The 23,327-nt window shown below is 69.7% G+C and carries 22 protein-coding genes and 1 riboswitch; of the genes, 11 read left to right on the forward strand and 11 right to left on the reverse strand.

The annotated features are described in order from the left end of the window. The first annotated feature begins 74 nt into the window (after positions 1-74). The gene (locus KV203_RS16295; protein ID WP_246600191.1) at positions 75-341 is read left to right on the forward strand and encodes a DUF2530 domain-containing protein; all 267 of its coding nucleotides are present in this window, start codon (positions 75-77) and stop codon (positions 339-341) included. 62 nt (positions 342-403) lie between these two features. On the opposite strand, the gene KV203_RS16300 is transcribed toward KV203_RS16295, so the two are convergent. From KV203_RS16300 to KV203_RS16310, 3 genes are all read right to left on the reverse strand, one after another. After that, the gene (locus KV203_RS16300) at positions 404-1,033 is read right to left on the reverse strand and encodes a TetR/AcrR family transcriptional regulator (protein WP_083530196.1); all 630 of its coding nucleotides are present in this window, start codon (positions 1,031-1,033) and stop codon (positions 404-406) included. 33 nt (positions 1,034-1,066) lie between these two features. Further along, positions 1,067-3,649, reverse strand: coding sequence for a hypothetical protein (locus KV203_RS16305; protein WP_066472609.1), 2,583 nt, complete (start codon positions 3,647-3,649; stop codon positions 1,067-1,069). A 176-nt stretch (positions 3,650-3,825) separates the two neighbouring features. Beyond that, positions 3,826-4,605 carry a DUF3027 domain-containing protein gene (locus tag KV203_RS16310; RefSeq protein WP_157079880.1) on the reverse strand — a complete coding sequence of 260 codons (780 nt, stop codon included), beginning with the start codon at positions 4,603-4,605 and terminating at the stop codon, positions 3,826-3,828. 64 nt (positions 4,606-4,669) lie between these two features. Between KV203_RS16310 and KV203_RS16315 the strand changes: the two genes are divergently transcribed. The 3 genes from KV203_RS16315 to KV203_RS16325 are packed head-to-tail and all read left to right on the forward strand — an operon-like array spanning position 4,670 to position 7,609. Beyond that, positions 4,670-5,437 (forward strand): glutaminyl-peptide cyclotransferase, encoded by a 768-nt coding sequence (locus KV203_RS16315; protein WP_066472610.1) that lies wholly within the window; start codon positions 4,670-4,672, stop codon positions 5,435-5,437. Positions 5,438-5,489: 52 nt separating this feature from the next. Further along, positions 5,490-7,121 carry an MFS transporter gene (locus KV203_RS16320; RefSeq protein ID WP_157079881.1) on the forward strand — a complete coding sequence of 544 codons (1,632 nt, stop codon included), beginning with the start codon at positions 5,490-5,492 and terminating at the stop codon, positions 7,119-7,121. Further along, positions 7,118-7,609, forward strand: a complete 492-nt coding sequence (locus KV203_RS16325) for a DUF2771 domain-containing protein (RefSeq protein ID WP_066472611.1) — start codon at positions 7,118-7,120, stop codon at positions 7,607-7,609. The genes KV203_RS16320 and KV203_RS16325 overlap by 4 nt, the downstream gene beginning before the upstream one ends. Positions 7,610-7,621: 12 nt before the next feature. Here the strand turns inward: KV203_RS16325 and KV203_RS16330 are convergent, their stop codons facing one another. Beyond that, positions 7,622-8,041: a cold-shock protein gene (locus tag KV203_RS16330; protein ID WP_174522071.1), complete on the reverse strand. Its 420-nt coding sequence runs from the start codon at positions 8,039-8,041 to the stop codon at positions 7,622-7,624. A 451-nt stretch (positions 8,042-8,492) separates the two neighbouring features. Then, positions 8,493-8,673: riboswitch (cyclic di-AMP (ydaO/yuaA leader) on the forward strand. 9 nt (positions 8,674-8,682) lie between these two features. Between KV203_RS16330 and KV203_RS16335 the strand changes: the two genes are divergently transcribed. Next, on the forward strand, positions 8,683-9,384 hold the full coding sequence (locus KV203_RS16335) for a transglycosylase family protein (protein ID WP_083530197.1): 702 nt from the start codon (positions 8,683-8,685) through the stop codon (positions 9,382-9,384). Between the two features lie 79 nt (positions 9,385-9,463). Here KV203_RS16335 and KV203_RS16340 read toward each other — a convergent pair whose 3' ends face one another. After that, the gene (locus KV203_RS16340; protein WP_066472719.1) at positions 9,464-9,652 is read right to left on the reverse strand and encodes a hypothetical protein; all 189 of its coding nucleotides are present in this window, start codon (positions 9,650-9,652) and stop codon (positions 9,464-9,466) included. Between the two features lie 92 nt (positions 9,653-9,744). Here KV203_RS16340 and KV203_RS16345 point away from each other — a divergent pair, with 92 nt between their 5' ends. Then, positions 9,745-12,033: a helicase-associated domain-containing protein gene (locus KV203_RS16345; RefSeq protein WP_066472728.1), complete on the forward strand. Its 2,289-nt coding sequence runs from the start codon at positions 9,745-9,747 to the stop codon at positions 12,031-12,033. A gap of 32 nt (positions 12,034-12,065) precedes the next feature. On the opposite strand, the gene nicT is transcribed toward KV203_RS16345, so the two are convergent. Together nicT and KV203_RS16355 are read right to left on the reverse strand one after the other, a co-directional pair. Beyond that, positions 12,066-13,115, reverse strand: coding sequence for a Nickel transporter NicT (gene nicT, locus KV203_RS16350; protein ID WP_066472613.1), 1,050 nt, complete (start codon positions 13,113-13,115; stop codon positions 12,066-12,068). Beyond that, on the reverse strand, positions 13,112-14,152 hold the full coding sequence (locus KV203_RS16355) for an alpha/beta fold hydrolase (RefSeq protein ID WP_066472617.1): 1,041 nt from the start codon (positions 14,150-14,152) through the stop codon (positions 13,112-13,114). Before KV203_RS16355 ends, nicT begins: the two co-directional genes overlap by 4 nt. Before the next feature lie 107 nt (positions 14,153-14,259). Here KV203_RS16355 and KV203_RS16360 point away from each other — a divergent pair, with 107 nt between their 5' ends. The 3 genes from KV203_RS16360 to KV203_RS16370 are packed head-to-tail and all read left to right on the forward strand — an operon-like array spanning position 14,260 to position 17,770. Beyond that, on the forward strand, positions 14,260-15,414 hold the full coding sequence (locus tag KV203_RS16360) for an AAA family ATPase (protein WP_066472619.1): 1,155 nt from the start codon (positions 14,260-14,262) through the stop codon (positions 15,412-15,414). Then, complete coding sequence (locus KV203_RS16365; protein WP_066472628.1) at positions 15,414-16,079, forward strand: DUF4276 family protein; 666 nt, start codon at positions 15,414-15,416, stop codon at positions 16,077-16,079. The genes KV203_RS16360 and KV203_RS16365 overlap by 1 nt, the downstream gene beginning before the upstream one ends. A gap of 32 nt (positions 16,080-16,111) precedes the next feature. Further along, positions 16,112-17,770 carry a DNA repair helicase XPB gene (locus KV203_RS16370; protein WP_066472631.1) on the forward strand — a complete coding sequence of 553 codons (1,659 nt, stop codon included), beginning with the start codon at positions 16,112-16,114 and terminating at the stop codon, positions 17,768-17,770. Between the two features lie 15 nt (positions 17,771-17,785). Here KV203_RS16370 and KV203_RS16375 read toward each other — a convergent pair whose 3' ends face one another. Continuing rightward, positions 17,786-18,637: a hypothetical protein gene (locus KV203_RS16375; RefSeq protein WP_306303593.1), complete on the reverse strand. Its 852-nt coding sequence runs from the start codon at positions 18,635-18,637 to the stop codon at positions 17,786-17,788. Next, complete coding sequence (locus KV203_RS16380) at positions 18,630-19,208, reverse strand: GNAT family N-acetyltransferase (protein ID WP_066472632.1); 579 nt, start codon at positions 19,206-19,208, stop codon at positions 18,630-18,632. Before KV203_RS16380 ends, KV203_RS16375 begins: the two co-directional genes overlap by 8 nt. A 130-nt stretch (positions 19,209-19,338) precedes the next feature. Between KV203_RS16380 and KV203_RS16385 the strand changes: the two genes are divergently transcribed. Together KV203_RS16385 and KV203_RS16390 are read left to right on the forward strand one after the other, a co-directional pair. Next, entirely contained in the window at positions 19,339-20,469 is a 1,131-nt protein-coding gene (locus KV203_RS16385; RefSeq protein ID WP_246600972.1) for a pyridoxal phosphate-dependent aminotransferase, read from the forward strand. A gap of 47 nt (positions 20,470-20,516) precedes the next feature. Continuing rightward, the gene (locus KV203_RS16390; protein WP_066472636.1) at positions 20,517-21,149 is read left to right on the forward strand and encodes an alpha-ketoglutarate-dependent dioxygenase AlkB; all 633 of its coding nucleotides are present in this window, start codon (positions 20,517-20,519) and stop codon (positions 21,147-21,149) included. On the opposite strand, the gene KV203_RS16395 is transcribed toward KV203_RS16390, so the two are convergent. Together KV203_RS16395 and KV203_RS16400 are read right to left on the reverse strand one after the other, a co-directional pair. Beyond that, a complete protein-coding gene (locus KV203_RS16395) occupies positions 21,115-22,218 on the reverse strand; it encodes a 3-deoxy-7-phosphoheptulonate synthase (protein WP_066472638.1) in 1,104 nt (367 codons plus the stop codon). The genes KV203_RS16390 and KV203_RS16395 overlap by 35 nt on opposite strands. 169 nt (positions 22,219-22,387) lie before the next feature. Continuing rightward, complete coding sequence (locus KV203_RS16400; protein WP_066472643.1) at positions 22,388-23,263, reverse strand: oxidoreductase; 876 nt, start codon at positions 23,261-23,263, stop codon at positions 22,388-22,390. Positions 23,264-23,327 lie beyond the last annotated feature (64 nt).

Raw genomic sequence — 23,327 nt, forward strand, 5'->3', positions numbered from 1 at the left:
ACCGACGATACGGGAAGGTACGTTAGCCAGCCGATCTAATCACGACATGACCGAGCGCCGGTAGCCTGGGGGTCGTGACCGACTTCATCGGCGATCCGGACCGCAGGTCGGTCCCCGACATCCCGGCCCGGTTCACCGATCCGCTGCCGGTGCTGGCGGTCGGCACCGTCGCCTGGCTGATCGCCACCGCGGTGGTCTGGCTGTCCGGAGCACGCTGGGCCGAGGCCCGCCCGGTCTGTTTGATGGGGCTGGCGGTGGGCCTACTCGGCTACACCATTTTCTCGGTGCAACGGGCCGCGGCGCGGCGCGGCGCCAAGACCGCCCAAACCGGGCTGTCCTGAACTGTTCGCCGGCTGCTGGCGATACCTGCGATTCAGCACCGTGCGATTCAGCACCGTGCGATTCAGCTCTGCCGGGCGAGCCCGGCGAGCGTGTCGGCCAGCAGATCCAACTGCTCGGCCGCCGCTGTCGCGTCCCCGTCCACCAGCCAGCGCAAGACCAGACCGTCCAGCATGGCCGAGACCGAACGGCTCAGTGTGGCGACCGGCAGAGTGAAGCTGGTCCCGCTGGAAGCGGCCAGCCGATCGAGCAGCTGCGCCAGCGCAACGCCGTTCGTCGCGTACTGCTCCCGGGCGAGCGACGACCGGTCCAGCGCGTCGCCGGTCACCCGCAGCTCCCAGGTGACGGTCTCGAATCCGAGCAGTTGGCGGCTGCGGGCGGCCGTGATGTCGCGCCACAGCTGCGTCAGCCCGGCGCGGATCGCCCCGCGCAGCGCGGGTATCCCGGTGCCGACCTCGGCCGGATCGGTGCTCGCGGCGCGCACCACCTCGCGCAGCCGCGCCGACAGAGCCGTCACCAACGCCGTCATCAGGGCGTCCTTGTTCTCGAAGCAGTAATGCACGACCCCGAGCGACACCCCGGCCGCGTGCGCGACCTCCCGCGTCGTGACCGCCGCCACACCTCTGCTCTCGGCGAGCCCGATAGCCGCCTCGACCAGGTGAGCGCGTCGTTCTTCGACGCTCAGCCGTACCACGTCCGCGACGTTAGGGTCACACCGCGCGCCACGTCAATCCAGGTGACCGGCCAGCCAGTCCTGCAGATGGACGACGCCGTCGTCGGTGACCCACCACCCCACCGCGACCTCACCGGACACGTCCCCGGTGAGCCGGACCGTCAGCTTCTCGTGAATCACGACGACCTCACCGCCGTCGATGCCGAAGAACACCTGGGCCAGCACCGCGGCCGGAGCTGCGGCCCACGCACCGGGCCGCCCCACCGACGCCACCCGGCCGTGTATCCGGTCCGAGGCCACGGGGAGGTCGAGTAGCGCCGCCAGCGCGGTGGCGGTGCGCGGCTCGCCCACCACCAGGCGGTCCGCCGGAATCGCCGCGGCCAGCCAGGGTCGGTCCACCACCACCGCGACATCCGGCTCGGCGACGGCACCGGTGACCGCCCGCACCAGATTCGGCAACCGGACCGACTCCGGGTCGAGCCGACCGGCGGTCACCGCCCCGGCGAGCCGCCGATGGACGTCGACGACGGTGGCCGGGTCCGGGCTGCGGCCGGGATCGCCCAGCGCGTCCACGAGTGCCTGCGCCAGATCGGCGTCGATCCGCTCCGGATCGGCCAGCAACCCGGCGAAGGCCGCCGCGTCCGGGTGGGTGCATTCGTCCAACAGCCCGGCGAACGACGGGTCGGCCGGCCGGCGCAGCCGCGCGAGCGGCACCCCGGCCAGCCGGACATGCCGGCGCAGCCACCAACCGGTGTACCCGACCGGGTCGGCCAACAGGGGCCGGGTGGCCGGCTCGGCGGCGAGCAAACCGAGGGCGGCAGCCCAGGCACCGTCGGCCACCAGGTCCAGGTCACGCACTGCCACCAGTTCCGGCGGGTCCTCGGCCAAGCTTTCCCACCAGAGCTCGGCGTCGTCGAGCTCCGGATCGGGGCCGATCGGATCGGCGGCCCGCAGCACGGTGAACCCCCAGCCGACGCCGACCGCGCGCAGCGCCCGTGCCCCTACCTGCTCGACCAGGTCGGCCGCGACGGTGCCGAACGGTGCATCGGCGACCAGCAAGGACGCCAGCGGAGCGCCCGGGAGCAACAACTCGTCGGCCGCGCGCAGCGCACCGGTGTCGTCGGGCAGCGGCAGCAGACCCAGCTGGGCGGGCAGGTCGGCCGGGTCGGTCACGGTCTCGGCCAACCGGAGCACCGCGGTCACCGTCGCCGGCGCCGGCGCACCGGCATCGAGCAGGGCGAGCAGTTCCGGTTCGGCCAGCAACTCGGCCGCGGTCGCCGCGCGCGCACCCAGCCGGGCCAGTAACGGGTCGGCTGCGTCCGGGTGCACCACCCGGGCCCAGCTCACCCCGGTGCCCGCGCCCGCGTCGCCGAGCTCGGTGAGCAACAGTGTGGTGCGGGGGCCGGTGACCAACCGGCCGTCGGCCAGCGGCACCGGCAACGCACCGAGCTCGGCGGCGGCCGCACGATCGACGACGAACGGCTCCAGCGCGGCGTACAGCCGAGCCCACCACGCCGGTGGCCGCTGCACCCCGGCGACCGACTCGGCCAGGTCGGCGAGGCCGAGTCGGCGTACCCCCAGCCGGGTCAGCTCGGCCGCCGCGGCCGAGCCCGACAGGTCGGGGATCACCAAGGCAGCACTGACCTCGGCCAGCACCGCGGCCAGGGCGGTCGTCAGACCGGGAAAAACCGTGGCCCGGGCCGGCGCCAGCACGGCCGGGGCGCGTGACCCGCCGGGCTCGGTGAGTACCGGTAGCCAGGGCTGTCCGCGGAGCTCGGCCAGCAGCTGGTCGTGCAGCACCCCGTCCAACTCGCTCCGCGGGAAGCCCGGCGCCGGAACCAACACCAGCCGCTCGGCCGGCGGCAAGGTTCGAGCAAACGCCGGGTAAGCGCGCACCACCGCGTCGTCGAGCCGAGCGCCGGGGAGCAGTCGGCGCCGGTCCGGCTGCAACTGCGCCGGCGCGATCAGCAACGCGGGCAAGGACAGCTGCTCGTCCGACCGGGTCGGCGCGCGCAGCACATCGGGCGGCGCCGGCACCGGTCGCCCCTCGCGCACCGGGAGCAGCCAACGCGCCGGTCCGGCCCGGTACTGCCACCACGACCGATCGCCGATCGTGACCAACGCTCGACCGTCACCGAGTTCGGTCACGGTCCGCTCGAATCCGACGCCGGCGATCTCGATCCGGACCAACGCCGGCAGTTCCAACAGCAGCTCGACGGCTTCGGCGCGCATTCGGTCGAGCAGGTCGGCCACGTCGACGTCCGGCCGGAGCCGCAGGATCACCTCGGTATCGCCACCGACCGGTTCGGCCTCGACCGGCCAGGCCAGCCGCAGCACCGCCGGGTCGACCGGGGCAGCGATCCCCCGATCGACGAGCACCGACCGGGTGCGATCGGCGGAAAACTGCACCGAGCCGGATCTGGACCGGATCTCGATCTCGTCGGACAGCGTGCGGACCGCGGTGAACCCGACGCCGAACCGGCCCACCGTGCCGACCGCACGGTCGTCCGCCGACGAATCCTTGCCGGACACGCGCAACGCGGTCAACGCCTCGACTCCGGCCCGATCCAGCGGCGCACCGGTGTTGGCCAGGTGCAGTGCGCGTCCGACGACCCGGACCGACAGCCGGCCGGGCACGCCGGCCCGATTCGCGGCGTCGGCGGCATTCTGCGTCAGCTCGGTGAACGCCCGATCCCGGTAGCCGGACCGGATCAGATCGGCTTCGGTAGCCGCGTCCTCGCGCAGCCGGGTGGGCGAGCTACGCCACGCGGCCAGGATCGATTCGCGAAGGGCTGCGGTGTCGAACGGGTCCGCTACCGCGACGAGACCTCCTCGACGCGGGCGGCCGGATCGACCAGCTCCACCGAGCCGTCGTCGTACGGACCGAAGTCGGGCAGCCCGGGCGTCGGCGGGATCACCGTGTCCGAGTGCGCGCCACAGCCGTAGCCGGCGCTTACCACTCGCCCGTCGGCGGCGTACTCGTTGGTGCAGACACCGAACTCGTCGTGCAACGCGCCGGACAAGGCGAGATAGAACCCGCAATCGACGCATCGCGCCGTCGCCGACCGGGACATCTCCGCTGCCGGCCCGAACTCGCCGTCGTACCAACGTTGCGCGGCGTCGAGCCGGCCGTCCCGGCTGAGCACCCAGGTCCGGCCCAAACCGAGTTCGGCGACGACATCGTCGATCGCCGGGTCCCCGGTGCCGGTGAAGCCCGGCGTCAGGCGCAGATCGTCCGCGGCGGGCGCGAGCAGATCGCCGGGCGTCAGGTCGCCGGGCCGAACCCGCTGGTCCCACGGCACCCACTCCGGCGCAGTCAGCGCCTCCGGACCCGGCAACAACGCCGATTCGCTCACGGTGACCCGGTCGGCGTCGGGCACGGCCGCCAGCACCACCGCCCATTGCCAACCGTGGTAGCCCGGCAACGTGGCAGCGAACCGGTGGGTGACCGCACACTCGTCCTCGACCGTCACACCCAGGTGCGCACCGACAGCGGTCTCGCCCAGCTCGGCCAGGGCCGCGCGAGCGGTCTCGACGGCGGCAGCCGGGTCCGGACGCGTCGGGACGACCGGCGACGAAGTAGTTACAGTCACGTGACCATCTTGCCGGAGATGACCGCTGGGGGCGAACTGTGCGCGGCGTGGCAGGGTGAGGGATATGCGTGCGGTCAGATTGCTGTCGGCCTTGCTGGCGGCCACCGCCGTGAGCTGCACTCCGGCCGGCTCCCCCACCGACCGGCTGCGGGCCGTGCCGGTGTCCGACCGGCCGCACGACCCGGCGGCGTTCACCGAAGGCTTGACCTTCGTCGGGAACCGGCTCTACGAGAGCACCGGACTGGTCGGCCGGTCACAGGTCCGAATGACCGACTACGCGTCCGGCGTCGAGCTGGCCCGTGCCGAGCTGCCCGCCGGCTGGTTCGGTGAGGGCATCGCGGTCACCGACACCGCGCTCTGGCAGCTCACCTGGCGGGACCAGGTCGCGATCGAGCGCGACCCGGACACCCTGGTCGAACGCCGTCGGGTCGGCTACACCGGCGAAGGCTGGGGACTGTGCGCCCAGGGCGATCGGCTGGTGATGAGCGACGGCAGCACGACGCTGACCTTCCGCGACCCGGCCGCGTTCACCCCGGTCGGCACGGTGACGGTGGCCACGGCGCCGGGCACGCAGCTCAACGAGTTGGATTGCGCGGCGGACGGGTCGGTGTATGCCAATGTCTTCCCGACCGACGAGATCCTGCAGATCGATCCCGACCGCGGCACCGTGCTGGCCCGGATCGACGCCGCCGGGTTGCGGGCCCGGGCGGGCCTGCCCGCGGCGTCCGGCGACGACGTGCTCAACGGCATCGCCGAAGTGCCGGGCACGGACCGATTCCTGCTCACCGGAAAGTTCTGGCCACGCATGTTCGAGGTTCGGTTCGAGCGATGACCCGGCGTGGGTGGCCTGCACAAGACCCACTCGATGGGCGAGAATTGACGTCGTGAGCGAGCCACCGGAGCCATCGAACGCCGGGGCGCACCATCCCGGATACCAGAATTACCCACCGAGCCATCACCGGCCGAGCCGGCTGCATGACGTACCACCGCTGCAGCCGCCCGCGCACACCCCGACCCGGCGCACCCCGCTGCCGCCGCTACACCCGGTGTCGGACGCGCCGGAGCCGGACGACCGGCCACAGCTGCCCCGCAAGATCACCGTCACCCGGGTGGTCGCGATGCGGAGTCGTCAGCTGACCGGGCGCGGCCTCGCCGTCTTCCATCGGGCGGCCTCGGCGAACGGCGCCGACAAGTCCGGACTCACCGCATTGATCTACGTCACGATGCTCAACTTCGCGGTGGATGCGGCACTCGGCGTCGCACTGGCGAACACCTTGTTCTTCTCCGCGGCCACGTCGGAAAGCCGCACCAAGGTCGCGCTGTACCTGTTGATCACCATCGCGCCGTTCGCGGTGGTCGCGCCGCTGATCGGGCCGATGTTGGACCGGCTGCAGCACGGTCGCCGCGTCGCCCTGGCTGCCTCGTTCGGCTTGCGCGCTGCGCTGGCCGTCTTGTTGATCTTCAACTTCAACGGTTGGGGCCTGTATCCGGTGGCCCTGGCCATGATGGTGCTGTCCAAGTCGTTCTCGGTACTCAAGAGTGCGGTCACGCCGCGAGTGCTGCCACCGGACATCGATCTGGTTCGGACAAATTCCCGGCTGACCGTATTCGGCCTGATCGGCGGGACCATATGTGCCGGCGCGACGGCCGGCGCGATCGCGTTGCTCGCCGGCTCGACCGGTGTGCTGTGGTTCCTGTCCGCGCTGGCGGTCGGTGGCGCGATCCTCAGCCTGCGCATCCCGTCCTGGGTGGAGATCACCGCCGGTGAGGTACCTACCACGATCACCTACCGGCGCCGTACCCGTCCGAGTCGGCGCCAGCCGTTGGGCCGGGCTGTGGTCACCGGACTGTGGGGCAACAGCACGATCCGAATACTGACCGGCTTCCTCACGCTGTTCGTCGCCTTCGTGGCGAAATCGCGCACCGAGCACGATCCGGTCGCCCAGGCATCGATGCTCGGAGTGGTCGGCGCGGCCGCGGCGATCGGTAACTTCTCCGGCAACGCGAGCGGTGCGCGGCTGGCGTTCCGCCGCCCGACGCTGGTGGTGCTGCAGTGCACCGTCGCGGCAACGGTGGTGACCGTCGTGGCCGCGATCACCGACAATCTGCTGGGCGCCGCGATTGCCGCCCTGATCGCCTCCTGCGCCAGCGCCCTGGCCAAGGTTTCGCTGGATGCGGCCATCCAGGATGATCTGCCGCCCGAATCGATCGCCTCCGGGTTCGGCCGCTCGGAGAGCGTGTTGCAGTTGAGCTGGGTGCTCGGCGGCGCCGCCGGCGTGTTGCTGCCGACCGAATACTGGATCGGTTTCACCGCGATCGGCGGCCTGCTGGCACTCGGCCTGCTGCAAACCGCGCTGAGCTATTCCGGCCGATCCCTGCTACCCGGACTCGGCGGCAACCGCCCGGTGCACGCCGACCCGCCACCGCACGACGATCGCAGCCGGACCGATTCCGGGGTGCCGGCCGGGCACGGCACGCGGGTCACCCATCGACCGACAGGACAGCCTGCCACGTGAACCTGCATCCCCGGACCCGCCGGATTGCCTTCATCCTCGGTGCTCTACTCGTCGTCGTGGCGGTAGCGTTCGGCGCCGTGATGATCGTGCTCGTCCGCGCTGCGCCACCGGCCGAGCCGACGATCACGGCATACTCCTACGGTCGAGCGGACACCGTGCCCCCGCTGCGATACTGCAGCATCGATCTCACCGCGTGCAGCACCGGCGCCACCGTCGATCTGGAGGTGCCGGCCGGTCAGCCGCTGCAGCTGTCGCTGCCCGACGCCATCGCCGCCGCACCCTGGCATCTGATCACCGTGCACCAGCGCGCGGACGGCACGGTGGTGACCACCGATCGGCAATACCGAACCGGTGAGGCGACCGCAGTCACCGTGGAGTCCAGCCGGGACCTTCAGCTCAACGGGGTCGAGATCCAGCTCCCGTCGGCGGCGGTGGACCGAGCCGGCCTGCCGATCGCCCGTGCGGTCTGGTCGATCAAGACCGCCTGACCTGCGGGTCGCTTACATGTCGAGTTCGCGGGCCACGGCCCGGACCACTTCGGAGATCCGCTGCGCCGTCTTGCGGTCCGGGTAACGGCCCTTGCGCAGGTCCGGCTGCACCGTCGCTTCGAGCAACGTGATCATGTCCTCGACCATGCCGTGCAGCTCGTCCGGCGTGTGCCGCTTGGCCACCGCCTCTTTCTTGGCTGCGACCGCCTTGCCCTGGCGGACCGACGGCACCGGGCCGAGCAGCTTCAGGCTCAACGCCTGCGGGCCCCGACGGCCCGCGGCCATCCCGAACTCCACCCGCTGGCCCGGTTTGAGCGCTTCCACCCCGGCGGGGAGGGCAGACGAGCGGACATAGACGTCCTCGCCGTCGTCTTGAGAGAGAAAGCCGAAGCCCTTCTCGACGTCGTACCACTTCACCTTGCCGGTCGGCACCGTGCTCACCCGCTCGTTGTTGTTCGCCGGTCGCGTCCGCACCCTCGGCAGGGACATGCGACCCCGCCGAGGTACGTACACAAGAAGAACGCACCCGGGCATCGGGCCGGGCACGAAAACCGAAGTCTACCCGGGTCCACCCGATCCGACACCGGACATTCGAGTTACCGGAAGGTCAGGGTCGAGACCGACACCCGACCCCATTCGTCCACACTCGACGTGACATACCTCACACCGATTCGGCGTCGACGCGCCGGACACCACCCCAGCGATGCACCGATAGCGGCCTCGACCTGGGAATCGATAACAATCTATGGAATTGCGCAGCAGGTCGGCAACACCCGACGCGATGTTTACCGAATAGTGATTTTCTGTTCCCCGCCACGTATCGTCTTAAACACGGTCGGTTGACGGCCGTCGTCCGGATCGCCGCGCCGAGCCTCGTCCCGCGGACCCGGAACGACCACACCTCAGGGACGAGGGCGGGGGACCCACCGGTCCCACCGATTGGGGCCCGAAAGGATCGCCAGATCCTTTCTCGGGGTGAAGCCGACGTTCTTCGGAGCGACGGCCGGGCGACCTCTCTGCCCGAACCCGACAGCTGACCTCGCAGGTGCGTACGGAGAGGAATACCTCAACTTATGAGCGGACGTCATCGCAAGCCGAGCAACACCGGCCGCACCGTCGCGAAGGTCGCCGTCACCGGTGCGATCATCGGCACCGCGGGCGTTGCCTACGCGGGTACCGCAAATGCGGCGCCCGATTCGGACTGGGATCAGCTGGCGCAGTGTGAGTCCGGTGGGAACTGGGCGATCAACACCGGGAACGGCTTCCAAGGTGGTCTCCAGTTCTCGCCGAGCACCTGGAGCGGCTACGGCGGCGGCCAGTTCGCCCCGTCAGCCAACCAAGCCACTCGCGAGCAGCAGATCGTCGTCGCCGAGAAGGTGCTGCAGGGCCAAGGCTGGGGCGCCTGGCCATCCTGCTCGTCCCAGCTCGGCCTGAACAGCGGCCCGACCAGCCGGTCCTTCGAGGTCGCGACACCGACTCCGCCGAAGATCGACATCGAGGCCCCGCAATGGCAGCAGCCGGCGCCGAGTCAGAACCTTGCGGTTGCCGCACCGAGCGTCGAGGCCGAGACCGACCTGGGCGTCGATACCGGCACCGACAACGCGTCGGCCAACGCCTACCAAGCGGTCGACACCCGGATCGAGGCGATGCAGCAGGGTGGCACCGCCATTCCGCAGCCTGCGCTGGACGTATACACCGACTTCAAGCAGCAGAATCCCACGCTGGCCCCGGCGATCACCGACCTGATCGGCCAGGCGCTGGGCACCGGGCACTGAGCCCGGCCACCGACGAACACCAGCGGCCCCGCACCGGATTCCGGTGCGGGGCCGCTGTTCGGTTTACGGATCGGCGAGATCAGCGATTGATCACGGTGTGCGGATGGATGTACGGCAGCCGGTCCGCCTGAACCGGAAACTCGGTGTCCTCGCCGTACGGGGACAGTCCACCGGACCGGGTCGCGGTGAGCTCGGTGACCGGATGCTCGTCGTCGCCGACAGCCGGCCAGCCGGGATCGACGTAGGGCTGCTTCGATTTGTTGACCACGGGCACATTTTGACACGACCGATCCGATTTGACACGGCCTCGGCGCTCGACGCCGACCGGCATTGTCGGGCGCGGTGACTATTCTGAATCGGATGACCGCCGCAGCTCAGGACACCGGCCGACTGGCCGACTGGCTTTCGGCACGCTCGGACGACCAACTGGCCGCCCTGCTGCAGCTGCGGCCCGACCTCGGGGTGCCGGTCCCGGGCACGATGGACGTTCTCGCGGCGCGTGCCGGGCAGCGGCCGTCGGTTGTCCGCAGCGCGGACGACCTGGACACGGTCGCCCTTACCGTGCTCGAGGCGCTGGCGCTGCTGGACGCGGTGCACCGTCCGGTGTCCCGGGCGCAGGTGCACGAGCTACTCGATCGCCGGGCCACGCCGGCCGCCGTCGACGAGGCGCTGGATCAACTGATCGACCGGGCATTGGCCTGGGGTGACGACACCGTCGAGGTGGTCGCGGCAGCGCCGGATGCCCTGCCCTGGCCGGTCGGCGCGTCGTTCGAACCGGCCACCGGGCCGGACGAAGCGGAGATCCGGGCCGCCCTGGCCGAGCTGGACGAACCGGCCCGGACATTGTTGGACCGGCTCGCGACCTCGTCCCCGATCGGCCGCACCCGCGATGCAGCTCCGGGTACCCCCGCCGATCGGCCGGTCCAACAGCTGCTGGCCCGAAGTCTGTTGACCTGGCTCGACGAGCAGACGGTGGCATTGCCCCAACAGGTCGGCCAGGTTTTGCGGAACGAACCGGTGACCGACCCGGACTCCCTGATCGCGCCGGTGGCGACGCCGGAACGACACCGGATCGCCGATGTGGACGGGGTTGCTGCCGGTGAGGTGCTGGAACTCCTGCGACATTGCGTCGAGACCGTGGCCGCATTGGGGCGCGCCCCGGCACCGACCCTGCGGGCGGGTGGTCTCGGCGTGCGCGAGCTGCGCCGGATCGGCAAAGTTGCCGGGCTTCCCGAGGACCGGATGAGTCTGCTGGTCGAGTTGCTCGCCGGAGCAAACCTGATCGGCTGCGGACAACCGGAACCAGGTCCGGAGCGCAATCCCGGCGGAACCGGTCCCGACGACTACTGGGCGCCGACCGCGGCGGCCGACGTCTGGCTGGCGGCACCCGCCGCAGCCCGCTGGGGCACGCTCGCCCAGGCATGGCTGGAGCTGCCCCGGCGGCCATGGCTGGTCGGTATGCGCGACGTCAACGACAAGCCGATCGCCGCGTTGTCCGACGAGATACGGACCGCGGCCGCACCACGTGACCGGCGAACGGTCCTCAAGTTGCTCGCCGAGTTCGATCCCGGCGCCGAGGTGTCGGCCGAGACGCTGGCCCGGATCATCGCCTGGCGCCGGCCGCGCCGGCGACATCGGTTCACCCCGGCGATGGTCGCTGCGACGCTGGCCGAGGCGAGCGCGCTGGGCGTACTCGGTCGCGGTGCGCTGAGCACGCCCGGCCGAGCACTGCTCACCGGCACCGATGCCGAAGCGGCGATGGCCTCCGCCCTACCGCAGCCGGTGGACTATGTGCTGGTCCAAGCCGATCTCACCATCGTCGCCCCCGGACCGCTGGTGCCCGAACTCGCCGACCGGATCGCCGCGGTCGCCGACGTCGAGTCGGCCGGAGCCGCGACCGTGTACCGGATCGGCGAGGCCTCGGTCCGCCGGGCATTGGACGGCGGAGCGAGCGCAACGGAGTTGCACGCGCTGTTCGGCACCCACTCACGTACCCCGGTGCCGCAAGCGCTCACCTACCTGATCGACGACGTCGCCCGGCGACACGGTCGGCTCCGGGCGGGGATAGCCGGTGCGTTCCTGCGCTGCGACGACCCGGCCGTGCTGGCCGAGGTGCTCAACGCGCCGGTCGCCGAGGCACTCGCCCTGCGCGCGCTCGCCCCGACCGTTGCGGTCGCCCAGGCCCCGCTGGCCGAGGTGCTGACCCAGCTCCGCGAAGCCGGCTTCGCCCCGGCCGGGGAAGACTCGTCCGGCACGATCATCGACTTGCGGCCCACGGGCGCCCGGGTCGCCACCCGCCGGCAACGGCCGCAGCTGCGCTTGCCGACGGAGCCGTCGCCGGCGCAGATCGCCGGAATCGTGCGCGAGCTGCGCGCCGGCGACCGCGCAGCGAAGACCCGGCACGGCACCGACGTCCGGCCGGACGGCAGCCGCGCGGTCGGCGCCGCTGCGGTGGCGCTGCTGCAACTGGCGGTCCGGACGAAGCAGGCGGTGCGCATCGCCTATGTGGATGCCCACGGTGCGGCCACCCAGCGGATCGTCGAGCCGGTACGGGTCGGTGGGGGCCAGCTGGATGCATTCGACCCGGCGACCGAGGCGGTCCGGCACTTCACCTTGCACCGGATCCTGTCGGTATCGCTGGTGGAATAAGCCCGGGCCGGTAGGGGCCGGGGCGAGCGCGGTCATTGCAGATGCGCGGTCCACCGCTGCTCGATCCGGCCGAACCGCCAGACCAGCACCGCTACCGCCCAGGTCAGCACGAACAGGCCGACGATCGCGTAGCCGACGATGCCCAGGTCGATCGCGCCGATCAGATCCCAGAAGCCGCCGGTCCACCCGAACCGTTCCGCGGCCAGACCGAGCAGTTCGATCGTGCCCACCACCAAAGCGACCACCACCGACAGCCCGGTGATGGTGATGTTGTAGTACACCTTGCGGACCGGCCGGTCGAAGGCCCAGCCGTAGGCGGTATTCATGAACGCGCCGTCGATCGTGTCGAGCAGGCTCATCCCGGCGGCGAACAGCACCGGCAGGCAGCCGATCGCGTACCACGGCAACCCGGCCGCCGAGCTGGTGCCGGCCAGGACCAACAACGCGATCTCGGTGGCGGTGTCGAAACCGAGTCCGAACAGGATGCCGAGCGGGTACATCTGCCAGGACCGGGTGATCGAGCGGGTGAACCGGCCGAGAAATCGGTTGAGCAGCCCGCGGTTGTCCAGCTGGTTCTCCAGCATGGCCTCGTCGTACTCGCCCCGCCGCATCCGGCGGAACACCTGCACGATCCCGATCAGAATCGCCAGGTTGAGCGCCGCGATCAGGTAGAGGAACACCCCGGAGACCGTGGTGCCGATCAAGCCGGTGTACTGGTGCAGTCGGGATGAATCGTCGCTGACCTGTCCGGCCAGCGCGGACACCCCGGCCCACAGCGCGACCGCCATCGCGAAAACGACCGTCGAGTGACCGAGCGAGAAGAAGAAACCCACGGCGACCGGACGTTGGCCATCGGTCATCAACTTGCGGGTGGTGTTGTCGATCGCGGCGATGTGATCGGCGTCGAAAGCATGCCGCAGACCGAGGGTGTAAGCGGTGACGCCGATCCCCACGCCCAGGATCTGACCGCCGACACTGAAGTGCTGTGGCACGACGAGCGCCAGCAGCGTGCCCCAGCCGACCACGTGCAGCACGGCGATCACGGCGAACATCCCGAACATTCGGGCAGCGGGACTTTTCACCTGTTGTCCGAATCACCGTCGGCGGCGTCCAGCGCGGCGAGGAATTCCGCTACTCGCGGCCAGGTCTCGGCGGTCGCCGCCGCGCCGACGATCAGGCCGAGGTGGCTGGCCTCGACCGTCTCGAAGTGCACCTGCGCGGCACCGGTCAGCACCTCGACGCCGTGATGAGCGGCGCGCCAACTGGCGATCGCGTCCCGATGGCTGCCGAACAACTGGACCGGTTGGACGAGCGCGGTCAGATCGACCCGGCGATCGCCGAAGTCGACCACCCCGCCGGCCAGCTCGTTGCGATAGACGAAGTTCTGCCACATCTGGACCGCCGCTCGACCCGGGTAGCCGGGCATCGTGCTCTGGAATCGATCGATCACCTGCATCCGCGCCAGCGCATCGGCATCGTCGGCGTGCGCGACGATGTAGGCCGGCTTGCGCAGCTCGCGCTCCCACGCGGTCGCGCGGTAACCCAGCCGCACCAGCGGCGCTGGGATTCCGCCCAGCGCCCGCAGCGTTTCGGTGACGACCGCCGTCCCACCCGGCGGCAACGCCCGCTTCACCGCCGGGTACGGCGGGATCGCGTCGTAGTCGAGCGGCGTTCCGACCGCGGTGATCGAACGAATCGGCAGGTCCGGGTGGGCCGCCGCGGTGAGCAGCGAGATCGTCCCGCCGAGGCTCCAGCCGACCAGGTCCAACCGGTCCGCACCGGAATCGGCCAGGGTGCGGGCGATCGCCTCCGGCACGATGTCGTCGAAGTAGTCGGCAAACCCCAGGTGAGCGTCGGCGCGGGACACGTCGCCGAAGTCGACGACGTAGGGCAGTCGGCCCATCGCCGCCAGTTCCGCCACCACGGACTGCTCCGGCCCCAGGTCGTAGCACCGGGCCGACACCGCCAGCGGTGGGACCAGCAGAACCGGCGGGCGGTCGGCGGCCGATGCAGGTGGTCCGTAGCGGCGCAACACCCGGTGTGGACCGGTGTGCAACACCGCGTGCGGGGTCTGCCGATCGTCGCGGACCTGGTATCCGGTCACGAGCCGAGCCAACATGCGGAGCCCGGAACCAGGCAGCTGAGCTGAATTCGCCACGCCCGAATGTACGTCACGACGCCGTCGGTCCGACCGGCAAGCTGCGTCCGGCTGATTAGCATGAGCACATGGCGCAGCCACTCGCGTCGGTGACGATCGCCGGCTTCCGGTCCATCGACCGGCTCAGGCTGCCGTTGTCGAGCGAAGTCACCTTATTGGTCGGTGCGAACGGTTCCGGCAAGAGCAACATCGTCGATGCGCTGGAACTTCTCGGCTATACGGTCGACGGCAAGCTGCAGAGTTACGTTGCGAGGCAGGGATTCGGCCGAATGCTGCACCGGGGGTGGAACGGTGGCACAGCCGAGGAGATCGTCGTCATGGTGTGGAGCGAATGGACCGACGATCCGTTGCAGGGACCGTTCAGCAATGGCTACACGATGACGCTTCGGGCGGCCGCCGGCGACTCCGCCATACTCGACGAGCGGGTGCAGGAGTACCGCGATGTCCCCCCTGACTCCGACAGCTATCCGAAGTCCCACGACGTTCATCTCGGACGTCACCGGGAGTCGGCTTTGCAGTCAGCCACCGACGCGACCCCTACCAGCGACTATCTGGCGCGGATTCTCGCCGGCTGCCGGGTCTTCCATTTCGACGACACCAGCATCGACGCGCCGCCCCTGCGCAGCGTCGACACCGCCGACTACGACACGCTGCACGACGACGCGCGAAACCTGGCGGCGGTGCTGCTGAACATGGCCGAACACTCCCGGTCGAACTACGACCGAGTCGTCCGGTCCGTGCGCGGCGTCGCGCCGTTCTTCGACGATTTCGTACTGAAGCCGGTCGGCGACATAGTTCTGTTGCGCTGGCGCGAACGCGGGATCGACGACGTCTTCGGCGGGTCGGCGCTGAGTTCCGGAACGCTGCGCTTCATCTGCCTGGCCACGCTGTTGCAGCAGCCGAACCCGCCGACCACGATCGTGCTGGATGAGCCCGAGCTCGGTCTGCATCCCGCAGCAATTCACCAGCTCGCCGAGCTGATGCGGGCAGCGGCCCGCGGTCGGCGAATCGTCGCGGCAACCCAATCGGTCACTCTGCTGGGGCAATTCTCGATCGACGATGTCGCCGTCGTCGAACGCGTCGCCGGGTCGACGACGGTGGCCAGACCAGATCGTGAGCAGCTCGCAACCTGGCTCCAGGACTACTCACTCGGTGAGCTGTGGGAGATGAACCTGCTCGGTGGTCGCCCCCGAGCCAGCGATGCGACTCGCCCCACTTCGTGATGCGCCGGATCGCAATCGTCGTCGAAGGTCAGACCGAGGAGGCGTTCGTCAGCCGGGTTCTCCAGCCGTATCTCGGCTGGGACACGACTTCGATCCAGCCGATCGTGGTCCATACGCAGCACGCGGCGAGCGGTCGAGCACACCGCGGCGGTGGCCGATGGAAGCACTACGACCGAATCCTGCGAAACTTGCTGGCCGAGCGGCACTGGACGCTGATCACCACCTTGATCGACTACTACGGCTATCCCACGGACGCGCCACGATGTGACTGCGGTGGCGGCCCGCAACATCCACCTCGTGGTTGCGTCCGATCCCGGGCAGCCGCGATGGCCGCTGCCCTCCCACGCGACCGCCGATTCCTGCCGTTCCTCGCGTTGCACGAATTCGAAACACTCGTGGTCGCCGCCGCGGGAAGCGTCGATCAGGTACTCGCGAATGTCGGACTTGCGAACGCTTGCAAGCGCATGCTCGCCGAATACAGCGGTGATGCCGAACTGGTCGACGACGGTCCGACGACCGCCCCGTCGAAGCGGTTGATCGCAGCCGACTCGACGTACATGAAGACCCGGGACGGCGTAGCGATCCTGGAGCAGGTGGGGTTGGATACCGCGCTCTCGCATTGTCCCGGCTTCGCCGAGTGGGTACGGCGGCTGCGCGTGGCGTGACTGTCGGCACCCGTCGCTAGCATGGACTGCTTGTGAACCCCGATCCGCAATCCGGTCCGTTGATCGTGCAGTCCGACAAGACGCTGCTGCTCGAAATCGACCATCCGGGCGCGCCGGCCGCCCGGGCCGCGATCGCACCGTTCGCGGAGCTGGAGCGCGCACCCGAGCACGTGCACACCTACCGGATCACCCCACTGGCACTGTGGAACGCCCGCGCCGCCGGACACGACGCCGAGCAGGTGGTGGACGCGCTGGTCCGCTATTCCCGGTTCCCGGTCCCCCAACCCTTGCTGGTCGACATCGTGGACACGATCGCCCGGTACGGCCGGCTGCAGCTGGCGAAGAACCCGGCGCACGGGCTCACCCTGATCAGCTTGGACCGCGCGGTGCTGGAGGAGGTGCTGCGGCACAAGAAGATCAGCCCGATGCTCGGCGCCCGAATCGACGACGACACCGTGGTCGTGCATCCCAGCGAACGCGGCCGACTCAAGCAGATGCTGCTCAAGATCGGCTGGCCGGCCGAAGACCTGGCCGGCTATGTGGACGGCGAGGCGCACCCGATCGGCCTGGACTTCGCCACCCAGCCCTGGCAGCTGCGCGACTATCAGGAGATGGCCGCCGACTCGTTCTGGGCCGGCGGGTCGGGGGTGATCGTGCTGCCCTGCGGCGCGGGCAAGACGATGGTCGGCGCAGCCGCGATGGCAAAGGCGCAGGCCACGACGTTGATCCTGGTCACCAACACCGTCGCCGGACGGCAGTGGCGGCGCGAGCTGATCGCCCGCACCTCGCTGACCGACGACGAGATCGGTGAGTACTCCGGCGAGCGCAAGGAGATCCGGCCGGTCACCATCGCCACCTATCAGGTGATCACCCGGCGGACCAAGGGCGAGTACCGGCATCTGGAGCTGTTCGATTCCCGCGACTGGGGTCTGGTGATCTACGACGAGGTACATCTGCTCCCGGCACCGGTGTTCCGGATGACCGCCGATCTGCAGTCGCGGCGCCGGCTCGGACTGACCGCGACCCTGGTCCGCGAGGACGGCCGAGAAGGCGACGTCTTCTCGCTGATCGGACCGAAACGCTACGACGCACCGTGGAAGGACATCGAGGCGCAGGGTTGGATCGCCCCGGCCGAGTGCATCGAGGTCCGGGTCACCCCGACCGAAGCCGAGCGGATGGCGTACGCGACCGCCGAGCCGGAAGAGCGCTACAAGCTGTGTTCCACGGTGCGCACCAAGATCGCGGTGGTGCAGTCGATTCTGGCCCGGCACCCGGGCGCACCCACCCTGGTGATCGGCGCCTACCTGGATCAACTCGACGAACTCGGCGCGGCACTGGACGCGCCGGTGATCCAGGGCTCGACCAAGACCAAGGAGCGCGAGGCGCTGTTCGATGCGTTCCGGATCGGCGAGATTCCGGTGCTGGTGGTCAGCAAAGTGGCGAACTTCTCCATCGATCTGCCCGAGGCATCGGTGGCGGTCCAGGTGTCGGGCACCTTCGGCTCCCGGCAGGAGGAGGCGCAGCGACTGGGCCGGCTGCTTCGGCCGAAACACGACGGTGGACAGGCGCACTTCTACTCGGTGGTCACCCGGGACACACTCGACGCCGAGTATGCCGCCCACCGGCAGCGGTTCCTGGCCGAGCAGGGGTACGCCTACCGGATCGTCGACGCGGACGAACTGCTCGCCTGAGCCGCGCATCCTCCCTCAGCGGAGGTCGTCGAGTGCGTCGCGGGCCGAGCGCGCTCGGCGCTCGGCCTGCTCGACTGCGCGCTCCGCGGTGCGACGTGTCTCGCTCGCGGAGCGTTCGGCGCTGCGGACGAACTGGCGTTCCTGCTCGGCCCGGTCGAGCTGCTCACGCAGGTCGGCGATCGCTGCGTCGATCTCGGTCAGTCGGCGGCCGAGTTCGGCGGCCCGCCCGGCGACCTCGGCCGATTCGGTCCGAGCGGTGGCCAGCGCCGCATCGGCCGCCGCGAGTTCGGCCTGAGCTGCGGCGGATCGATCCGGTTCGCGTGGCGGCTCCGGCGTCGGCTCACCGGCATCCCCGACCGGATCGGCAACCACGACCAGTCCACTCGGCCCGAACCCGTCGTACGTCGCGCCGGTGGCCAACACTGCGGCCCGGACCTGGTCCCCCACGGCCGGATCGGCCAACGCCGCATGCAGGGTCTGACCGACATCGCGAATCGCCCCGGGCCCGAGCGGCGCACCGCGTTCCGCGGCGAGTCGACCGGCCTGCGCGGCCATCGCGCGGACCACCTGCTGGCGCTGCGTCGACAGACCGCGCAACTGTGTCGCCGACAGCTGCCGCTGCGCATCACGCAGTGCCGCACCCAGATCCAACAGCGCGGCGACATCGTCGGGCCGCTCTCGCGCAAGCAGGTTGACCGCCCACGCGACCTGGGTGGGCCGACGCAACCGGCCGATTGCCGTGGCCAACGACTTGTCCCCGGCCGCACGAGCCTGCCGGGCCCGCTCGGTTCGCACCCGGACGAAGTCGCTCGGCAACCCGCCGTACAGCTCGTCGCGCACCGCGTCGAGTCGGATCGACTCAGCCACCGACGGTCTCGGCCGGCCAGTCCGCTGCGGGCCACGGTGGATCGGTGTCGAGCCGGCCGGCGATCCAGATGTCCCGCATCCGCCCACGCTGCGGACCGGCCCGTCGCAGCATGCCCTCGTAACGGAACCCGAGCCGGCGGACGACCGCGGCGGATGCGAGGTTGCCGACGAACCCGCGCCACTCGACCCGCACCAGACCCATCCCCTCGGGCGCGAAGGCATACGCGCAGACCAGCCGGACAGCGGTGCTCATCAGTCCTTGGCCGCGCTGCTTCGGGGCGAGCCAGAAGCCGATCTCGGCAGCGCCCGTGTCGATCTCGTGCAAACTCACCATACCGATCAGCGGCGCGTTCTCGCGCCGCCGAATCGCCCAGGTGGGAGTCCGCGCCGACCACCCGGCAGGAACCACGTCGACGACGAACTTCTGTGCGTCGGTCCGCACGTACGGGACCGGCACGGTGGTCCACTCCGCGATCGTGGAGTGGCGGCAATACGCCGTGATCGCATCGATGTCCGATTCCACCGGCAAGGAGAGCCATACGGCCCCGTCCCCCAACGATGCCTCCCGCATCGCATCATGGTATTACCGCCCACGGGGGCTTACCGACCCGGCACGGGTACGCGGTTGCCTAACCTGGACATTCGTGACCGACTCCACCGTGACCCGGCTCCGGCCGTTCGCCACCACGATCTTCGCCGAGATGACCGATCTGGCCGTGCGGCATGCGGCGGTGAACCTCGGCCAGGGCTTCCCCGACTCGGACGGCCCGGCGGCGATGCTGGAGACAGCCCGCGCCGCCATCGCGGATGGGCTGAACCAGTATCCGCCGGGCCGCGGCATGCCCGGGCTCCGCGCCGCGATCGCCGCCGACCGGGCTCGCCGTTACGGCACCGAGTACGACCCGGACCGGGAGGTCCTGGTCACGGTCGGCGCCACCGAGGCGATCGCGGCCGCCATGCTCGGCCTGATCGAGCCGGGTGCCGAGGTAGTCCTGATCGAGCCGTACTACGACTCGTACGCCGCCGCCGTCGCCTTGGCCGGGGCGCACCGCCGGACCGCCCGATTGGTGCCGGACGGCGACGGGTTCGCCCTCGATCTGGATTCGGTGCGTGCCGCGATCAGCCCGACCACCCGGATGATCGTGGTGAACTCACCGCACAACCCGACGGGCACGGTGCTGTCCCGGGCCGAGTCGACCGCGATCGCCGAGCTGGCCTGCGAGCACGATCTGCTGGTTGTCACCGACGAGGTCTACGAGCACCTCACCTACGACGGACACGAGCACGTGTCGCTGTCGACACTGCCCGGGATGCAGGACCGCACCGTGGTGATCTCCAGTGCCGCGAAGACGTTCAGCGTCACCGGCTGGAAGATCGGCTGGGCGTGCGGCCCGGCCGAGCTGATCGACGCGGCACTCGCCGCCAAGCAGTTCCTCACCTTCGTCGGCGGCGCACCGTTCCAGCCTGCCGTGGCATATGCCCTGGAACACGAGCAAGCCTGGGTAACCGCACAGCGCGCGGTCTTGTCGGCGAAACGACTCCGGCTGGCTGCGGCCTTGGCCGACGCCGGACTGGCGGTCCACCGCAGCTCCGGCAGCTACTTCGTCTGCGCCGGGATCGCCGGCCTCGGCGAGCGGGATGCACTCGCCTTCTGTCGGGCCTTACCGGGTCGGATCGGCGTCGCCGCGGTGCCGGTCAGCGTGTTCGCCGACGATCGTGCAGCGTGGAACTCGCTGGTCCGGTTCACCTTCTGCAAACGGGACGAAACCCTGGCCGAGGGCATGCATCGGTTGGCCCGGCTGCCGACCGGCCCGCCACCGACGGTGCCCTGACTGCCACCCGAATGCCCGTCGCCACAACGCCGAGTAGTATCGAACATATGTTCGCACGACATCAGGCGTCGTTGTTCGACATCGCCGACGTGCCCACGATCGAGCCGCTGGGCGGCGCGCTGACCCGGACCGAGCTCGGGGCCGGGGCATGGCTGGATACCTGCCCCAGCTGGCTGCGCGGATCGGCCGGGTTGTTCGACGAGCTCCTCCGTTCCGTGCCGTGGCGGCGCGAGCGTCGGCCGATGTACGACCGGGTGGTCGACGTGCCCAGATTGGTCTGCTACTACCCGGACGGTATCGCTCTACCCCACCCGTTGCTTACCGAGTTGCGTGACGCATTGAGCCGGCATTACGCGCCCGAGCTCGGGGAACGGTTCACCACCGCCGGTCTGTGCTGCTATCGCGACGGTTCGGACAGTGTGGCCTGGCACGGTGACACCGCCGGGCGCGGCGCTGACACCGACACCATGGTGGCCATCGTGTCGCTGGGCGCGGCTCGACCGCTGCTGCTGCGTCCCCGCGGCGGCGGGGCGGCATCGCTGCGCTACCCGCAGGGTCACGGCGATCTCTTGGTCATGGGGGGGTCCTGCCAACGAACCTGGGAGCATTGCGTGCCCAAGACGGCCCAGCCGATCGGACCGCGGATCAGCGTCCAATTCCGTCCGCGCGGCGTGCGCTGACCGCATCGGCGAGCCGGTTCAGCAGGATCACGGTGGTGTCCCAGTCGATACAGGCGTCGGTGATCGACTGACCGTAGGTCAGCTGGTCGGTCCGGCCGAGGGTGAGATCCTGCCGGCCGGCCACCAAGAAGCTCTCCAACATCAGACCGACCACGCTGCAGTCGCCGGCAGCTATCCGGCCGGCGAGGTCGGCGACCACGTCCGCCTGGCGTCGGTGGTCCTTACTGCTGTTGCCATGACTCGCGTCGATCACCACGCGTTCCGGCAGCCCGGCCCGAGCCAGCCGAGCCCGGGTGTCGGCGACGCCGGCGGCGTCGTAATTCGGGCCGGCACTTCCGCCGCGGAGGATCACATGGCAATCCGGGTTACCGGCGGTCTGGATCAACGCCGTCCGGCCGTCCAGGCCGACGCCCGGGAACACGTGCTGGGCGGCGGCGGCACGTACCCCGTCGACGGCGACCTGGACGTCACCGTCGGTGCCGTTCTTGATTCCGACCGGCATGGACAAGGCGCTGGACAGCTGCCGGTGTACCTGGCTGGCTGCAGTCCGAGCGCCGATCGCGCCGTAGGAGACCAGGTCGGCGAGGTACTGCGGGGTGATCGGATCGAGGAACTCGCAGGCCACCGGTAGCCCCAGGCCGGAGATCGCAACGAGTAGACCCCGGCCCACACCCAGTCCGTGGTTGACGTCGAAGCTACCGTCCAAATGCGGATCGTTGATCAAGCCTTTCCAGCCGAGCGTGGTCCGCGGTTTCTCGAAGTAGACCCGCATGACGATATGCAGGCGATCAGCCAGATCCAACGCGGTCGAGGCGAGCCGATCGGCGTAGTCCAGGGCTGCTTCGGGATCGTGTACCGAGCAGGGACCGACGATCACCAGCAGCCGGTCGTCCACGCCGGCGAGCACGTCGACGGTCGCCTGCCGACCGGTGCGCACCGTCGCAGCGGCGACGTCGTCGACCGGATGCGCGTGGCGAACGTCGGCCGGCGCCCGGAGTGGACTGATCCGTAGGGTTCGTCGATCGTCCAGATCGGATCGGGCAGTGGAGATCGTGGTCGTACTGGTCACTGGATATTCCTCGGGAAGATCAGGACCGACCCGGAACGTTCATCGCCGTCGAGCCGGTCGGAGCCGGCTCGGGTGAACGGTCAGCGCACGCAGTCGCGGACCGGCCCACCCAGGGCCGGCTCGGCAAACCAGAAATACGCGCGCTGCACGAGGCGAGGATATCAGTCGGCTACACCGGGTATCGAACCCCGGTGAGCTCTTCGGAGCGGGCCCAGAGCGCGGCGGCCAATTCTTGATCGCGCGACTCGGCGTTCGAGCCGACTCGTTTGGGATAGCCGCGCATCTGCCGAATGCCGTCCGGTCCGTAGTACGACCCACCCGTGACGCCGACCGCCGTGGCGGCATACAGCTCCGGTAACGCACCCATCTCAGCGCTCTGCGCGATCAGCTTGTTGCCCAACCACATCACCCGATCGAGGATCGACTCGGTGTTCGACTGCAGTCCGGTGGCGGCGTAACCAGGATGTGCCGCAACGGAGATTACCGACGAGCCGGCGGCGGTGAGCTTACGTTGGAGCTCGTAGGTGAACAGCAGGTTCGCGACCTTGGACGCCCCGTAGGCGCGCCACCGATTGTAGGAACGTCGTTCCCAATTGAGGTCGTCGAGGTCGACGGACCCCCAGTTGTGTGCATCGCTGGACAGTGTCACGACGCGGTCGGAGATCCGATCGATGAGCAAGCCGGTCAGGGCGAAATGCCCGAGATGGTTCGTCCCGATCTGCATCTCGAAACCGTCCGCGGTCTGTCGGAACGGCACCGCCATCACGCCGGCATTGTTGATCAGCACGTCGATCGGCCCCATCGACGCGGCGAACTCGCGCACCGACCCGAGGTCGGCGAGATCGAGATGACGGACCAGAACCCGATCGCCGATTCGCTGCGCGACCTCGGTCGCCTTCTTCTCGTCGCGGCACGCCATCACGACGGTGCCACCGGCGGCCGCCAGCGCTGCGGTCGCGACTTCGCCGAGACCGCTGTTGGCGCCGGTCACGACGAATGTCCGACCGTACTGTTCAGGTATATCGGCTGCGTTCCATCCGGTCACAACAACGATTCTAAGTTGGATCCATCCGCTCGAGGCGAAACCACGAACGCCACCCGGCCGAATG

The organism is Skermania piniformis, from assembly GCF_019285775.1.
Taxonomy (GTDB): domain Bacteria; phylum Actinomycetota; class Actinomycetes; order Mycobacteriales; family Mycobacteriaceae; genus Skermania; species Skermania pinensis.

Coding starts and splice junctions, on each gene's coding strand:
- KV203_RS16315 (WP_066472610.1), top strand. CDS start 4,670: ATGCGTGCGGTCAGATTGCTGTCGGCCTTGCTGGCGGCCACCGCCGTG.
- KV203_RS16365 (WP_066472628.1), top strand. CDS start 15,414: ATGCGCCGGATCGCAATCGTCGTCGAAGGTCAGACCGAGGAGGCGTTC.
- KV203_RS16335 (WP_083530197.1), top strand. CDS start 8,683: ATGAGCGGACGTCATCGCAAGCCGAGCAACACCGGCCGCACCGTCGCG.
- KV203_RS16390 (WP_066472636.1), top strand. CDS start 20,517: ATGTTCGCACGACATCAGGCGTCGTTGTTCGACATCGCCGACGTGCCC.
- KV203_RS16345 (WP_066472728.1), top strand. CDS start 9,745: ATGACCGCCGCAGCTCAGGACACCGGCCGACTGGCCGACTGGCTTTCG.
- KV203_RS16380 (WP_066472632.1), bottom strand. CDS start 19,208: ATGCGGGAGGCATCGTTGGGGGACGGGGCCGTATGGCTCTCCTTGCCG.
- KV203_RS16385 (WP_246600972.1), top strand. CDS start 19,339: ATGACCGATCTGGCCGTGCGGCATGCGGCGGTGAACCTCGGCCAGGGC.
- KV203_RS16360 (WP_066472619.1), top strand. CDS start 14,260: ATGGCGCAGCCACTCGCGTCGGTGACGATCGCCGGCTTCCGGTCCATC.
- KV203_RS16355 (WP_066472617.1), bottom strand. CDS start 14,152: ATGTTGGCTCGGCTCGTGACCGGATACCAGGTCCGCGACGATCGGCAG.